15 protein-coding genes are annotated in these 15,606 nt (G+C 44.2%); 5 read left to right on the plus strand and 10 right to left on the minus strand.

Annotation, left to right across the window (positions count from 1 at the left end; translation table 11 throughout):
* Nucleotides 1-79: 79 nt before the first annotated feature.
* Complete coding sequence (locus ACRD7P_RS17915; RefSeq protein ID WP_430909068.1) at nucleotides 80-2,557, plus strand: M14 family zinc carboxypeptidase; 2,478 nt, start codon at nucleotides 80-82, stop codon at nucleotides 2,555-2,557.
* Nucleotides 2,558-2,952: 395 nt separating this feature from the next.
* A complete protein-coding gene (locus ACRD7P_RS17920; protein ID WP_430909069.1) occupies nucleotides 2,953-3,450 on the plus strand; it encodes a CIA30 family protein in 498 nt (165 codons plus the stop codon).
* Nucleotides 3,451-3,622: 172 nt separating this feature from the next.
* On the opposite strand, the gene ACRD7P_RS17925 is transcribed toward ACRD7P_RS17920, so the two are convergent.
* Entirely contained in the window at nucleotides 3,623-4,747 is a 1,125-nt protein-coding gene (locus tag ACRD7P_RS17925; protein ID WP_430909070.1) for a Gfo/Idh/MocA family protein, read from the minus strand.
* 282 nt (nucleotides 4,748-5,029) lie between these two features.
* Between ACRD7P_RS17925 and ACRD7P_RS17930 the strand changes: the two genes are divergently transcribed.
* Nucleotides 5,030-5,626: a GIN domain-containing protein gene (locus ACRD7P_RS17930; RefSeq protein ID WP_430909071.1), complete on the plus strand. Its 597-nt coding sequence runs from the start codon at nucleotides 5,030-5,032 to the stop codon at nucleotides 5,624-5,626.
* A 14-nt stretch (nucleotides 5,627-5,640) separates the two neighbouring features.
* On the opposite strand, the gene ACRD7P_RS17935 is transcribed toward ACRD7P_RS17930, so the two are convergent.
* The 8 genes from ACRD7P_RS17935 to ACRD7P_RS17970 all read right to left on the minus strand — a co-directional run bounded on the left by ACRD7P_RS17935 (nucleotide 5,641) and on the right by ACRD7P_RS17970 (nucleotide 13,373).
* A complete protein-coding gene (locus ACRD7P_RS17935) occupies nucleotides 5,641-5,949 on the minus strand; it encodes a hypothetical protein (RefSeq protein WP_430909072.1) in 309 nt (102 codons plus the stop codon).
* A gap of 287 nt (nucleotides 5,950-6,236) precedes the next feature.
* Complete coding sequence (locus ACRD7P_RS17940; RefSeq protein ID WP_430909073.1) at nucleotides 6,237-6,707, minus strand: hypothetical protein; 471 nt, start codon at nucleotides 6,705-6,707, stop codon at nucleotides 6,237-6,239.
* A gap of 495 nt (nucleotides 6,708-7,202) precedes the next feature.
* Entirely contained in the window at nucleotides 7,203-8,531 is a 1,329-nt protein-coding gene (locus ACRD7P_RS17945) for a DUF58 domain-containing protein (protein ID WP_430909075.1), read from the minus strand.
* A 3-nt stretch (nucleotides 8,532-8,534) separates the two neighbouring features.
* On the minus strand, nucleotides 8,535-9,503 hold the full coding sequence (locus tag ACRD7P_RS17950; RefSeq protein WP_430909114.1) for an AAA family ATPase: 969 nt from the start codon (nucleotides 9,501-9,503) through the stop codon (nucleotides 8,535-8,537).
* 82 nt (nucleotides 9,504-9,585) lie between these two features.
* Complete coding sequence (locus ACRD7P_RS17955) at nucleotides 9,586-10,797, minus strand: DUF4350 domain-containing protein (protein ID WP_430909077.1); 1,212 nt, start codon at nucleotides 10,795-10,797, stop codon at nucleotides 9,586-9,588.
* On the minus strand, nucleotides 10,790-11,527 hold the full coding sequence (locus tag ACRD7P_RS17960; protein ID WP_430909078.1) for a DUF4129 domain-containing protein: 738 nt from the start codon (nucleotides 11,525-11,527) through the stop codon (nucleotides 10,790-10,792). Before ACRD7P_RS17960 ends, ACRD7P_RS17955 begins: the two co-directional genes overlap by 8 nt.
* Nucleotides 11,528-11,533: 6 nt before the next feature.
* The gene (locus ACRD7P_RS17965; RefSeq protein ID WP_430909079.1) at nucleotides 11,534-12,418 is read right to left on the minus strand and encodes a hypothetical protein; all 885 of its coding nucleotides are present in this window, start codon (nucleotides 12,416-12,418) and stop codon (nucleotides 11,534-11,536) included.
* Nucleotides 12,390-13,373 (minus strand): stage II sporulation protein M, encoded by a 984-nt coding sequence (locus ACRD7P_RS17970; protein ID WP_430909080.1) that lies wholly within the window; start codon nucleotides 13,371-13,373, stop codon nucleotides 12,390-12,392. Before ACRD7P_RS17970 ends, ACRD7P_RS17965 begins: the two co-directional genes overlap by 29 nt.
* 33 nt (nucleotides 13,374-13,406) lie before the next feature.
* Here ACRD7P_RS17970 and ACRD7P_RS17975 point away from each other — a divergent pair, with 33 nt between their 5' ends.
* Nucleotides 13,407-14,123 (plus strand): RDD family protein, encoded by a 717-nt coding sequence (locus ACRD7P_RS17975; protein WP_430909081.1) that lies wholly within the window; start codon nucleotides 13,407-13,409, stop codon nucleotides 14,121-14,123.
* Nucleotides 14,124-14,173: 50 nt separating this feature from the next.
* Nucleotides 14,174-14,785, plus strand: a complete 612-nt coding sequence (locus ACRD7P_RS17980; protein ID WP_430909082.1) for a trimeric intracellular cation channel family protein — start codon at nucleotides 14,174-14,176, stop codon at nucleotides 14,783-14,785.
* Nucleotides 14,786-14,877: 92 nt separating this feature from the next.
* On the opposite strand, the gene ACRD7P_RS17985 is transcribed toward ACRD7P_RS17980, so the two are convergent.
* A complete protein-coding gene (locus tag ACRD7P_RS17985; RefSeq protein WP_430909083.1) occupies nucleotides 14,878-15,606 on the minus strand; it encodes a peptidylprolyl isomerase in 729 nt (242 codons plus the stop codon).

Raw genomic sequence — 15,606 nt, forward strand, 5'->3', positions numbered from 1 at the left:
TAGTAGCTTTACCAGTAGGCAGAACTTTCCTCAAACAGCAGGTGTACTGGGGTAGTTGCTCGGAATGGGGCCTTTGAAAATGCGAACATTAAAATTTTATCGCTTGAGAACACTTTTACTTTTTTACTGTATTTTTTTTTCGATCGTGCTGCAGGCGCAAGAACTCCAATCTCCCTCCGCGTATTTGGGCTATCCTTTGGGTACACAGTTTACACGCCATCATGAGGTAGTCGATTACTTCCGGTACGTGGCGGCAACCGTTCCCGAACAAATACGCTTACAGGAATATGGGGAAACCAATGAGCGACGGCCTTTGTTGTTGGCTTACTTGTCTTCTCCCGATAACATGTCCAATCTGGAAGGGATACGTACCGAGCATCTTAAAAATACCGATACCGGGGGCAATGGTTCCAAGGCCATTGTGTGGTTGAGCTATAACGTTCACGGTAATGAAAGTGTAAGTACCGAGGCTTCCATGCAAACGCTTTATGAGCTGCTTACCGAAAAAAAGGCATACCTTGAAAATACCGTCGTCATCATGGACCCCTGTATCAATCCCGATGGTAGGGACCGCTATGTGAATTGGTACAACCAATTTAGGAACATGCCCCATACCGTTGATGCCAATAGCAAGGAGCATCATGAGGGTTGGTTGACCGGAAGGCCCAACCATTATATGTTCGATCTAAATCGCGATTGGGCATGGCTTACCCAAGTGGAAAGCCAACAGCGGATAAAGGTATTCAATAAGTGGTTGCCCCATGTTCATGTCGATTTTCATGAGCAGGGCGTGGACAACCCGTATTATTTTGCACCTGCAGCGGAACCCTTTCATGAGGTGATAACCGATTTTCAAAGGGACTTTCAAGTGACCATCGGAAAAAACCATGCCAAGTACTTTGATGCCAATGGTTGGTTTTATTTTACGCGAGAGGTTTTTGATTTGTTGTACCCTAGTTATGGCGATACCTTTCCAACGTACAACGGAGCGATCGGTATGACCTATGAACAAGGGGGCAGCGGTCATGCGGGACTCGGGATAAAAACCAGTAATGGAGATACCCTAACATTGAAGGACCGCATCGACCATCACCATACTACGGGACTTTCTACGGTGGAAGTAGCATCGGAAAATGCCCAAAAATTGAACGATGAGTTTCGCAAATTTTATCAGCGAACCAATTTCAAATACAATAGTTATGTAATGCGCGGCCATCCTGATAAGATCGATGCGCTTACCGAGTTATTGGATCAACATGAAATAACATATGGAACAACGGATGCGACTACGGTCAAGGGATTGTTATATGGCACGGGAAAGAACGGAAGCCTGAAAACATCCGGAAAAAACCTTGTCGTTTCCACCGATCAACCAAAGGGTACGCTGGTGAAGGTGTTGTTCGAGCCCAATGCCAAGCTCAGCGATTCCTTGACCTATGATATTACCGCCTGGTCACTACCCTTTGCGTATGGGTTGGAAGCTGTGGCCGCGACCAATGGCATACCGGTAACCCCTTATGCGAAAAATAAGGTGCCCGACCTCAAAGAGAACAACGATGCCTATGCCTATCTTTCCAGTTGGAACAGCATGAAAGATGCCGCGTTTTTAGGAGATCTGTTGCAGCAGGGAATACGGGTTCGTTTCGCCCAAAAACCTTTCGCAATGGATGGGAAACGTTATGATAGGGGAACCCTTATCGTTACCAAGGCCGACAACATGAACAGGACGGATTTTGAAACGGTTTTAAAAAGTGTCGCAAAACAGCACGAAAAAGGACTTACCGCTACAACTACCGGTTTTGTAGAGGATGGAAAAGATTTTGGTTCAGGCTCTGTAAAAATGGTTCCGGAACTCAAAGTAGCCATGCTATCGGGTGATCCCGTATCGACGCTCCGTTTTGGTGAAATTTGGCATTTCTTCGAGCAGCAGCTGCACTATCCGTTGACGATATTGCGAAGTACCGATATTTTTGGCGTGGAGCTTTCCGAATATGACGTTCTCATTTTACCCGACGGTTGGGGATACGGCCGTTTTTTGAACGATGACAAACGCTCCGCAATTAAGGAGTGGGTTAAAAATGGAGGGAAGGTAATCGCGATGGGTGGAGCGATCAAAGGAATTACGGGCGAAAAGGGTTTCTCCCTGAAACCTGTGAAAAAGAAGAAGGATAGTACGGTCAATCCACGTTCCTATGAGGCTTCGGAAAGGGAACAGATAAAAAATGCGATTACGGGCGCCATTTTCAAGACCCGTGTCGATACGACCCATCCTTTGGCTTTCGGGTATGGCGACACTTATTTTAGTCTAAAACTGGGTGCCGATGCCTATTCCTATTTGGATACCGGAACGGTGGTCTATCTGCAATCCGACGATACGCGACCGGTTTCCGGTTTTGCGGGGAACGAAGCCCAGAAAAAAATTGGGAATACCTTGGTTTTTGGCGTAGAACGGCATGGAAAGGGTACGGTGGTATATATGGTGGACAATCCATTGTTCAGAGGATTTTGGGAGAACGGCAAGCTCTTTTTTGCCAATGCACTTTTTATGGTCAATTAAACCCGCTTTATGCATTAGAAAATCTATTACAGCTTCCAGCTACTTCAAAATATGGTGCTGCGCTACATTTTATCGCAGCTAAAAGCTTCATTACGAAGTTCTAATGCATAATCCGGGTTAAAAAATACCATTTCTACCTTAAAATTACCCATTAAAAATTGTTCTTTTCCGTGTATGCTTCAAAATAAAATCCAACCATAGCTACAGCTATGCCTGGATTTTCTTTTTCGCCTACCCAAAAAATCCCTGGTTTTTATTTACGTAATTTAACATCAGAAATGGTATAAGACGAAAACAGCGGCAGAAAGTTATTTGAAAAATCTTTAATTTCGGAACGCATCTGGTCAGCTCCGCTTAGTAGCAGGGCGATAACACCACATTTATTTACGATTCGAATGATACAGCATAGGACCTTTATTTTTGATTTTGAAACCGTCACCGAGGCAACGGCCTGGTCGGTAGTGGACGATGCAGTAATGGGAGGGCGTTCCAAAGGTCGTTTTTCCGTGGAAAAAGAAGGTAGCGGAGTTTTTAAGGGCAAGGTGTCTACCGAAAACAATGGCGGGTTTTCATTGGTGCGGTATCGGTTCGGTACCAAAAGTATGATCGGCCACCGAAAGTTTGTGGTCAAAATCAAAGGAGATGGCAAACAATACCGTTTTCGCGTAAAAACCAATGATACTGATCAACATACCTATTCCATAGCGCTAAAAGCACTTTCGGAATGGACTACCCTCGAAATTCCCTTCAATCAGCTGCGTCCTACCTATCGGGGTAAAACCTTGGACATGCCCGAGTATCCGGGAGAACGCCTTCAAGAGGTCGCTTTTTTGATCGGGAACGGTATTGCGGAAAATTTTCGTTTGGAAATTGCCTGGGTAGCCGTCGAATAAGACCGCTTTAACGTTGAAATTGTATAAAGCCATGGACATTTTTTTGGTAAAGAAAATCGTGATAATGGTTTTTTTAGAACAGTAACCCCCTATAGCAATGTTAAAGAAGAGCTAGGATACGACCGTAAGCTTTCACCCATATTCGTAAGGCCCATAAGGATAGTAGTCAAGGCTAGTGCTCGTTTTTTAAAACTACGGTCTGCTGCGTTCGGGCACTTTTTTTGGCCGCGCTTAAAATTTCCATGGTAATAAGATTGTTCTCCAGGGAGTACGGGTCAAAAGGTTCTAATTGTAACGTCCCACGTATTACTGACGCAAATACCGAAAAAGGATCATCAAATGGCGCCAAACGTTTTTGGAGGGTAACCAGTTCCTCGGAAAAACCATCGTAGCCTTCGGAAATACGGATACGCAATTGTGATGCGTTATCAACGAGCAATGCGCCATTTTCTCCATAAATTTCCATATCCTTTCTTCCGATCGGCCAGTTCCATGATGGTTCGAAAATGGCCATTGCGGTAGGATAATTTACAATGATTGTTGCATCATCGTCCACCAAGGGATTATTTGCGGGTTGTAACTGCTGGGTTACAGCGGTGACCTGTAACGGCCTTTGACCGTTTTGCAACCAGGTCATAAGGTTGGCCCCATAGCAGTCAAAATCCATTAGGGCCCCACCGCCATTATGTTCCGGGTCTACCAACCATTCTAAAAACTCCTCAGGGACACCGATTTTTTTAGGACCCTTATGTCCGTCCCTAACGATAACCTTTCGAAGTGGGCCGACCTTTCCTTTTTTAAAAAGGTCATATGCTTTTTTGTTCGTGGGATACCATGAGGTTTCATAGTTGGTCAGTACTTCTATGCCATGTTTTTTTGCAAGTTCGGCCATTTTTTGGGCTTCTTTGAAGTCCAGTGCCATGGGCTTTTCCAACATCACGTGAATTCCTTCGGGTGCACAGGCCTCCACTACGGCCAAATGTTCCTTTATGGTACCAAATGCTGCGACCGCATCGGGCGAAACGGCCTTTATCATTGCGGTAATGGTCGGGTATACCAAATCCTTTGAAAAACCAAACTGTTGCGACAGGCGATCGATCAGCGCCGTATCGGTTTCAACGATCCCCGCCATATTGATGTCGTCCGCGGTGTTCCGATCCAATATCCAGCCCACATGGCCATGGGTAAGGCCAACCACACCAAGCTTAAGAGGCGCTTCTTGGGCCATTGCCGAAATTCCCATGAGTATGGTGAAAAATAACAGGCGATAGCGGTACATGGTTCTTTTTTTAGTCAATGGAAATGTTTTATGGTCCATTACACAAAGATAGGAAACCCCGATATCAGGGTAAAACGAAACTGGTCCGCATGACCAATACCATTTCAAAGTTAAAATGGTACAAAACGGGGTTTTCGAAAATAGAAGAACGCCCTTCCAGAAGCTGGTCATACACTTGTAAATCGGACGCTATGGTAATGGGGCAGTAACTTGATAGTGGCGCCGATATTTTTTTGGACGATAGTGTAACATTTCAGTTTAGGGATAGTCTTTATAGCATCAATCAAAAAACGAACAATCATGAAATTAAATCGGCTAGCGGTAATCGCATTGACATTTTTAACTTTTGGCATTCAGGCCCAACAAAAAGAAACAAGAACACTGGAGCCTTTTACCAATGTAGTCATAAAGGGAAGGGTGGCATTGCATCTGGTGAAAAGTGATTCCAATTCGATGACCATCAGCATGAAAAACCGATTTGATCTAAAGGATTTCACTACCGAGGTCCGTGGAAATACGCTGACGATGACGTACACCAAAAAACATCGAAAACAACATGACCCAAAAGTAACGGTGTACTTGGACTACGACCGGTTAGATCGATTGGAAATGAACGGAATGGTGAGTGTGACCGCTTCCGAGACCATTACCGCTACACGCCTGCAGATCCATGGCGATGGTATGGTAAAAGGCGATTTGGACCTGGTAGTATCCGAACTTGACGTTCGCTTGGAGGGAATGTGCGATATGAAGCTATCCGGAGCTGCGGAGAATGCGCGACTGGACGTTGACGGAATGGGAAAAGTAAATGCCTTGGGGTTGAAAGCCCATACATTTGAACAGTATTCGAGCGGATTTGCAAAAATTCGAATGGGTTCCGGTACAAACGACGGTTAACCGACCATCCGTTCCTACTGCAGTAATGATAAAATGAAATTATGGGCATTCAATGCCACAAAGGTGAGTACTGCCATGAAAACGAACTTTAGGTGGTTCTCGAAAAAAGGTTTTCCGTGAACTTCTTTTCTCCTTAGCCATAGACCAATGGCCGTACTTGTAAGTAGTGCAGGTATAAAAATCCAAAGCACGGTGTAGCAAAAAACATATGTCGCCGCCAGTTTTAACTGCTGCTTTACCGTAGTGTGGTACAAAAGTATCATCATAAAGTTAAAAGAGCAGATGACGCTATAGGCAATGTTCAAGAACCTTAAGCCCTTCAATAAGATTTGATAACGATTTTCCTTATTTCTGATCAACATCCGATGAACACTTGATTGAACCAGATAACAAACGTTGGGAATCACTTTTTCGTATAAGCGTTACCACCATTCTGAACATGATACCTGCTTTTGGTTACATAAAACATCTGAGATGAAGGCGGTGTTGCCTTAACAGATATAAGGGTGCGCCACTTGAGTGGTAAACTTTGGGAGAAGTACGGATGTAGTGGCGATAAAAAGCGGTGCGTTATCCTGCAGCGCTGAAGGTACTTGCCGCTAGTTTAACGTTAAATATAAATTTCAGGATTGTTATCTACCGTTTTGTAGATCGGCTCTTTAACGACATCGAGTTTAGCACCGAATTGCGCGGCCTTTAAAGCACGCTGTACCCGATTGAATAGATGTCCATTACATGAAATTTCTACCAGACCGGATTTGGTTTTGACGATTATTTTTGTCTCTTTCGTAACAAATTCGTCCGGAGAGAGCACAAAATGTCTTGTCAAACGGTCGGAAACGCCTATTTTGGTAAGCAAGTGTACCGGGGACATTCGAAAAGTGTTGATCACTTGTTTTCCGCGGATCAAGGTAATCGATTCAATTTCCTCGGCGTACAATTTTATAATATTCCCCAAATGCGGAAAATCACCCTTTATAACAAGCGCTTTTCTTCTAAAATCGATGGTACAGGAAGTACCTTCCGTTAGGTGGTCGGAACGAAAATGGTTGTCTTTAAAACGTGTAAGCCGATATGCCATTTTAGTTGCGGATTTGCGCAATCTTGTATGCGTGATTTTTTCCTGGCCCCTTCGTCTTGATCGCAAAAATGCTCGCATACCTAGTAAGCGTTTTTTAAGTAGGTTAATACAATAGAATTACAGTTTCGATGTTTTTGGGGGAGGTTACAAGATACAATATCTGTTCTTTTTTCAATTCGTTTTTGTTGCGCTACCAACCTAGTGTTTATCGATTTTTTGATGTAATTCATCGATGAGCTTACGTAAATATAGGGTGTAGCGTCGGCGGTGTTTGTGACAAAAAGTTATTAACAATCGGAATAATTACATCAGAAGTAGTATTTCCCAAAAAAGACCGTTCAGGTTTGTTTAACCCTTCACGGGAATGGCTTTACAAAACTTTTTTGTTATTAAGAAAAAACCTAATTTTTATAGTGTAAAAAACAAATTCACCGTCATTTTTAACCTAATTTTTTTGTCGGAACAACGAAAAGGGAGGGGGATAAAACAGTATCGTTAGAGCAGTCCTCTCGCTTTAATTTCGAGATATTTGTTAATGGTATTTATGGTCAGTGCCTCAGGCTTGGTCAAAACGGTTTGAATACCGTGCTTTTGTAGTTCTTTTTGCATCAACCGCTTTTCAAGATCAAATTTTTCGGCAATGGTTTTATGGTAGATGGCCTGCATATTTTCTGCATCCTCGGCAATCAATTGCTCCAATTCGGTGTTTTCAAAGAAGATAACGACCAAAACATGTTGTTTGGCCAAGCCCAATAGAAAAGGAAGTTGGCGTTTCAACGCGGACATGTGCTCAAAGTTGGTGTACAGGAGCAGCAGGCTGCGGTGGGTGACTTTACGTTTAATGTGGGCGTATAACATTCCAAAATCGGAGTCGCTAAAATTGGTGTCGATGTTATATAACTTTTCAAGTATGGTGTTGAGGTGGGTGATTTTTTGCGCGGCGGGAACAACGGTTTCCAAATGTTTTGAAAAAGCGATGAGGCCGGTTTTATCGTTGCGTTTTAGGGCAACGTTCGAAAAGGCGAGTGTTGCATTAATGGCATAGTCCAAAAGTTTTAAACCGTTAAAGGGCATTTTCATTACCCTACCGCTGTCGATAATGCTATATATCGGCTGGGAACGTTCATCTTGGTATTGATTGACCATTAACGCCTGCTGCTTGGCGGTCGCTTTCCAGTTAATGGTTCGAAAATCGTCTCCGGGGACGTATTCCTTTATCTGTTCAAATTCCTGGGTATGCCCGATGCGCCGAATCTTTTTTAAGCCCAAGTGGGACAACTTATTGCTAATGGCCAAAAAATCGTATTGCTGCATTTGAACGATACTGGGATAAACCGGTACCATCTGATTTTTTTGGAAAATAAAACGACGTTTTACGATCCTTAAAGGGCTGGAAGCGTACACGATCAAATTACCAAAAACATATTCGCCCCTTTCGGTGGGACGCACCGTGTACTCAAAGGTTTTCTTTTGTCCTTTTACCAAGGTGCTGCTATGGGTAAAGTCGCGCTTTTGAAATTGAACCGGAAGCTCGTCGATAAGGGTAACATAGGTCTTAAAGCCGTAAAAGGTCTCGTAGTGCAGGTAAATGGCATTAAAATCGCTGTTCGATAATTTTTGGGGTGCCTGCCGGTTTGCCAGAACGCCTTTGCCATTGTAAAGCAAATAGCAATCGAACAAGAACGCTCCCCCCAACACCGTAATCAATAACCAGGCAATGGGATAGATGGCGGGAATCCAATAAGAAAGGATAAAACTTGCCGACAGCAGGGCAATGTATCTAAAGAAAACGTTATGAAAGTAGAACGATTTTAAAAACGACATGGGCTATCTTGGGATTTCTACGGACTCCGTAATCATTTGAACGACGTTTTCGGGAGTGGTCCCTTCCATTTCCCTTTCCGGGGTAAGGATGATCCTATGGTTTAAAACCGGAACCATTGCCTTTTTTACGTCTTCGGGCGTTACAAAATCCCTCCCGCTTATTGCGGCAAAGGCTTTGGCGGCGTTTAAGGTGGCTATGGATGCCCTTGGTGATGCCCCTAAATACAAATGGGGGTGGTTTCTGGTTTTGTTGATGATTTCGGCGATATAACGCACTATTTTTTCGGCTACCACAACATGTTGGATCTTGGATCTAAAGTCTTTTAGCTGTTCGGGAGAAACAACATCTTTTACCTCTTCCTGTACTTTTTGTCCCTTTCTATCGTGGTGGGTCTGTATAATTTTTACTTCCTCTTCCAGGGAAGGATACGCGACCTTTATTTTGAAGAGGAACCGGTCCAATTGCGCTTCGGGAAGGGCGTAAGTACCTTCTTGCTCTATGGGGTTTTGAGTAGCCAAAACCATAAAGGGACTGCCCATGGGGTAGGTGGTACCGTCCATGGTAACCTGCCGTTCTTCCATGGTCTCGAACATGGCCGCCTGCGTTTTGGCCGGGGCACGGTTAATTTCGTCGATAAGCACGATGTTGGAAAATATAGGGCCTTTTTTAAACTCGAACTCCGAAATTTTCACGTTAAAAATGGAAGTGCCCAAAATATCACTGGGCATTAGGTCGGGCGTAAATTGAATGCGGCTAAACCCCGTTTTTAAGGTTTTGGCGAACAATTTGGCGGTGATGGTCTTCGCTATCCCCGGAACCCCCTCGATCAGCACATGGCCATCTACCAATAGCGACACGATCAGCAATTCTATAAAACGTTCCTGACCTACGATTACCTTTGCCAACTCTTTTTTTATGGCTAACGTGGTACGCTTCAGTTCTTCCAACGGAATACGGTTTTGAAAATCCATGTCGTTTGAAGTTTCGGGCTGTGGTACATCCTGCCCGGTAGTGTTGTCTCCGGCTTCCTGTTGCGATTCGTTTTGGTTGTTATCAGTTTCTTCCATGGGCTCTTTTTTTAAATTCTTCTATGGCGGTGTTTACTTTTTTCAGTTCGTCTGCGGTTATCGCGGACTGTCGTTCAATTTGGTCAAAAAGGGAAAACAGTTCCTTTATCTCCTTCGAATCATGTGCACTTCTTGCGGCCAGATTATCATAAAACGTGGCTTCCCGGTCGTGGGTGTTCATATAAAACCGGGTACGTATATACTCCAAAAAGTAAGCGATTTTATGTTTCGCAATTTGCTTGTGTTCCCCTTTTTCATAATACATGTCGGCAATGGTACGGGTAAAGGCCAACGTTTGGTTTTTAAGCGGAAGGACTACGGGAATGGCGCGTTGTTTGCGTTTGCCTTCGAATAAAATGTAGCTAATGGATCCGATCAAGCATAGATAATAGGCCCATTTTAAGGATGGTTCGTTTAGGAAGATATACATCGGGGAAGTGTAGAAGGCCTTCCCGTTTTTATGATAGGCGTCCATCAAAAGGTCGCCTTCGGTATCGATATAGGAAAGTAGCCCCTCGGTATAACGGTAGTTTTCGTTGGACAGCATAAAATAATTGGTGACCGCTTTTGGGAAGGTGCTTAGGATAACGGTACCTCCCTTATATTTGAGGCGTATGACATTGGCATAGGTTTCGTCCGATGGATCTGAACGGTCGTCGACCGTTCCTAAAATAGTGGTGGTTTTCGCATCCATTTCGTCAAAATAGGTGACAAAATCATCTTTGGTGTACACATAGCCCATGTCGGGGCTTAGTTTTGGGTGTACCAAACGGTGCTCAAAACCAAGGGTGTCGTTCAGGTTGTTGTACAAGTTTTTGGTCGTAATGCCAAGCGTGTCCATAAGGGCTTGCTCAAAACTGCCCGAGGCAACGAAAAGCGTATTTCCCTTTGCGGTCCAATCGAGTAGGGCTTCCCGCTCCGCATCCTCGAAGGAAACATAGTCGTTCGCAAAAAAATAGGTGCCCGCATGCTCTTGGTCCTGGGTAAGTCGCTCGTAGGGTGGAATATCGATTTGCTGGTTGTCCGGAAAAAAATCGTCGACCACATCGGTGAAAACTTTACAACCATATGGTATTCTGTGTTCGGCGACATAGGAGGGAAACCAGTTCAACCGTTTCGGCCGGTTGTACTGAAGCACAAGCAACAAGGCTATGGTAAAAAGTCCGATACCGATATAGACCCACCCTTTTTTAAGCATTGTCGTTCAAGTTTTTGTGTAAGGTGCTAAAGGCTTTTTCCGCCTTGCGGTATTTTTCCTCGTTTAACGAAAAACTCCCGTACCAAATATAATCGTACAAACGGGTTATGGTCCGGAAGGGTTTTTGGTGCCGATCGGCTTTTAGTTCCCTTAAATAATCGTCGTTCGTTTTCTGCGGCTGCCAATCGATCAGTTCCTTGGAACTCATTTTTTGCAAAATGAGTAAGTAGTAGTACCGTATGGCCAAACGATAGTCGGCCGCAGCAAGTGCCTTTTGTACCAGTGCCCAGATATCCTCGTTTTTTAAAATCCGTTCTTCCTCGGAAAGTATTACATTGTCCGTTCCATGTTCGGAACGCTTCATGGCATTGGCGTTTACCTTAAGAAAAAACTTGATCAGTATGAACAATAGCACGCCCAATAACAGATAGGGAACAATGCGTAAAAAACCGGCGAGCATCCCTACTGCCTTTTCTGCCCCGAATATCCATTCGAACAGTTTTAAAAAAAGATTCCCTAGCCAAGCGGTAAACCTGTTCCATGCGTTGTTCTCATTTTTGGTCTCTGTATAATCAAAGTCGGCATCGTTCGCATAACGTTCCATTTGGGCATCGCTGATTTCGCGTTTTTCCAATGGACCTTTATCGTAGGGAGGGGAAATACTATCTTGCCCACACATACGATGTAGGGAGGCCATCAAAAGAAAGAGAAGAAACAGGTTTTTGGTCATTCGTTGTTATTCGGGCCGTTGTCCCAGGTTTTGAATGCGTTCGTTGGTACCTGTAAAATTCTTCTTTTCATTCAGGTTAAAGTAAATAAAAGCACCTGCTACAAGGGTAATGATGTTGAGCATAAACTGTGCAATGCTGCTAACGACGTTCAATAGAATATAAATAGGATCCTTAAAAATTTCCATCATGCTCTCCGCATCCACTTCCCCGCTTAAAATACCCATTTTGGCGTAGTTGTACATGGTGGTCGGCAAGGCAAAGGCATAGCCCGCGATCGCCACTATAATAGTGACCACTACCATGGTGGCAAAAGTGATCCACCATTCGTCCTTTACCAGGCGAAAGCTATCGCCATAAGCGGTAATGGCCCCTTTTTTTTCAAAAACCATAATACCAAAGGCCAAGGATAGGGGTACCCATAAATAAATCATGGGAAAACAACAGATAACAAGACCCACGATCAAGGAAATGGCAACTAAAAAGATAAGCCCGACAAAGGAGGGCAACGAGGCGTAAACATCGCTGCGGATCGCTTGAAAATCAATTTCACCCTTACCGGCGGTATAGGATTTTACATAGTGCAACACGGTGGATTGCGATAGGGCGTAAACAAGCAACAAGGTCACAAAATAGAAGGAGGCCAATCCGAATATGGTCAACATATCCATTCCCTCGAAGTTTTGGTTCTGTATCATAAAATTAAACTGGTCGCCCACATAGTACAGGTAAAAGACCAGTGCGATCACCATAAGCAATAGATAGGGACCTACTATCTTAAAAAAAACGGGGAAGAACGTTTTAAATTGGCTTCGCATAAAGGCGAAGGTATCGGATAGCACGTCGCCCAATTCGCGCTGTTTTTTAAATTCGATGTATGGGTTTTCGATCATGGTCGGTTTTTTTATAAAGTTGTCTAGGGTAAATAATGTAGTAGTAAACGATCAATGCCAAAGAGGCGGATATGATAAAAATGGCCAACCAATCGGGCATTTCGGTATGGCGGGTAACAAAACCTTCCAAAAACCCCGCAACGATGAAAAAAGGGACCGTACTCAACATGATCTTAAGGCCGTTGCGGACGCCCCTTTGAAAGGAATCGAGCCGGGAGTAGGTGCCTGGGAAAAGCATACCATTGGCCAGGACCAAACCGGCGCAACCAGCAACGATGATCACCGATATTTCTATGGTGCCGTGTATCCATATCGTTCGTGCCGATTCCCAAAACAGTCCTTTTTCATAAAAAAAATATTGAAAACTGCCCAGCATAAGGCCGGTCTGTAAAATTTTATAAATGGTTCCGATACCCAAAAGAATACCAAGTGCAAAGGTGACCAGGGCCACAATAATGTTGTTGATGGTGATGCCCAACGCCATGTTGAATTCGCCCATTTGTTTGTAAACGGCCATGGGGTCGTCGTTCGCAATGTTTTCCAAGGTCATGTTCACATATCCATCGCCCAATATGGAACGCACAAAATTACCTTCATTGGCGGCAGAAAATACACCCACCGCGGTAAAAAAGGCAAAAATGAGGAATGCGATCAAAAGTTCCCTTTGATGGTGGTAGAACATGGTCGGGAATTCGGTTTTCCAAAAACCGATGATCCTGTTCTTGGATTCTTTTTTGGTCCTGTAAATCTTTTGGTGGGCCTTGGCCGCTAGCCCGTTAAGGTACATTTCCGTGTTGCTCTTCGGATAAAACGTTTTGGCGTAGCTTAAATGGTCGGTAATTTCAATATAAAGGTCGGACAATACATCGGGAGCTATATTCGTTCTGTTGGAGAGCGCACTTTCAAATGTGGTCCATTTGTCTTTATTTTGCTTGACGAAGGAAGCCTCGCGCATCAGGTTTTTGGTTTATACCAAAGAAACAAAACTATGGAACAATTTCAAATAGAAACGGCCCAAAATATAAGCATTGGTCAAAACACTGCGCACTTGGGAGACCGTATGTTAGCGTATATCATCGATAGTTTTATCATATTGGTATACCTGATATTGTCGGTACTGTTATTGATTTCCATGGGGGTCGATGCCGGAGACCAATGGGCTTTTTATTTGATACTCAACCTACCTGCCCTGTTGTACTATCTTTTGTTGGAAACCTTTATGAACGGAAAAACGATCGGGAAGAGTTTGATGAATATCAGGGTCGTAAAACTCGATGGTTCGCGGCCCGGTTTTGCCAGTTATTTTGTGCGATGGATCCTACGTATTGTCGATGTTTCCCTGACTTCGGGAGGATTGGCGGTACTCACCATTTTGGTGCGTGGAAAAGGCCAGCGCATCGGTGATCTAGCGGCGGGAACGACCGTAATCAGTGAAAAGCAACGGGTTACGCTACAGGATACCCTTTTGCGGGAACTCCCGGAAGACTACCGCCCAAAATTTCCCCAAGTGACCGTTTTTAAGGATGCGGAGATGCAGACGATAAAGGAGTTGTACGATAATGCAAAACGAAACGGCAACCACCAAGTGATCATTTCATTGAGCGATCGTATAAAAGAGGTGGCACAAATCGTTACCGATCTAAAACCGATCGATCTGGTAGACGTAGTGATCAAGGACTATAACTTTTACACCCAGCAATTGTAACTATAAGGTTATGGCGCCGCTGCGCCCCGACAACTTCTAAAACGACCGAGATGCTTTATTTTGCCATGGATATTCTGGGAACCGTTGCTTTTGCCATTTCCGGAGTGGTGGTGGCCATGGAAAAAAAACTGGACCTCTTTGGGGTCTTCATAGTAGCCTTTGTAACTGCAGTGGGCGGTGGAACGCTCCGCGATATGTTGATAGGCGCCACCCCCGTAAATTGGTTGCGGCAACCGGTCTATATTTTTACGATTTTAGGGGCAGTGGTCTTTTCCATCCTGTTTTTTAATGCGCTAAAGTATTTGCGTACCTCACTTTTTCTGTTCGATACCATCGGTATCGGGTTGTATACCATGGTAGGTATAGAAAAAGGGCTGTCTGCCGAGCTACAACCCATGATGTGCGTTGCCCTGGGTACGATAACGGCAAGTTTTGGAGGCGTGATCCGCGATATTTTATGTAACGAAATTCCCGTGATATTTCGGAAAGAGATTTATGCCACCGCATGTATCGTAGGCGGCTTCTTTTACTTTATGATCGTTCGTTTGCCCATTGATACGGCATATGCATACTTGGGCAGTATCGTTCTCATCATTATAATCCGTTTACTTGCGGTTCGGTATGGACTTTCTTTGCCCACTATTTATAGAAAAACGGCTTAAAACCTGTTTTGGCCCGTTGGAAGTCTTCAATGAGCCTAAAATTGATAAGCTTCGATTATAGGGACAAAGCCTGATTAACGGCATGACACTACCTAGGGCAAGACCTCCATTTTTTGTATGTAAATGTTTTGGGAAGGCCAATCTCCCTTGCCTACCGGCCGGCCGTTTATTTTATCGACAACATCCATACCGGAAATGACCTTTCCGAAAGGGGTGTAATCCCCATCCAAATGGTACGATCCCGGGTCTTTTACCACGATAAAAAATTCGTAGGGGGAGGCCAACATGTGCGGGTTGTTTATTTCGCTACTGGGGATCGAAAGGGTGCCACGGTGATGTTTGTGGCCTTTGCGGGTATCCGGGGGCAAAAGGTACCGACCGATCGCCTTGCGCTTGTTCGCCGTGGCCAGATCATCGGAGTTGCCGCCCTGTATGATAAAGTTCTTTACTACCCTATGGAACTGCGTTTCGTTAAAATATCCCTGTCGTACCAAATAAATGAAATTGGCTTTATGGTAGGGAACGTCATCGAACAATTGCACGGTAAAGGTTCCTAAATTGGTAGTAATTTTGACCTTGTTTTCAACGAGGTCCTTTTGATAGTCAAAGAAAAAATCGATGGCATTTTCTTCGGTGAGCTTAAAGGGTTCTTCCGTTTCGATCGGCTCAGGTTCCGATACCGTATCGGTAGCCGTAGTGTTCGGTGGTGCCGAAGGCAACTTTTTTTCGGGCGCGTCCTTACAGGCGGCTACAAAAAATAACAGTATACTTGTACAACAGGCCCGGGCAACCAAGGAACAAAGGAATTTAAACAATGTCAT

The organism is Maribacter sp. 2-571 (genome assembly GCF_050589625.1).
Classification (GTDB): domain Bacteria; phylum Bacteroidota; class Bacteroidia; order Flavobacteriales; family Flavobacteriaceae; genus Pelagihabitans.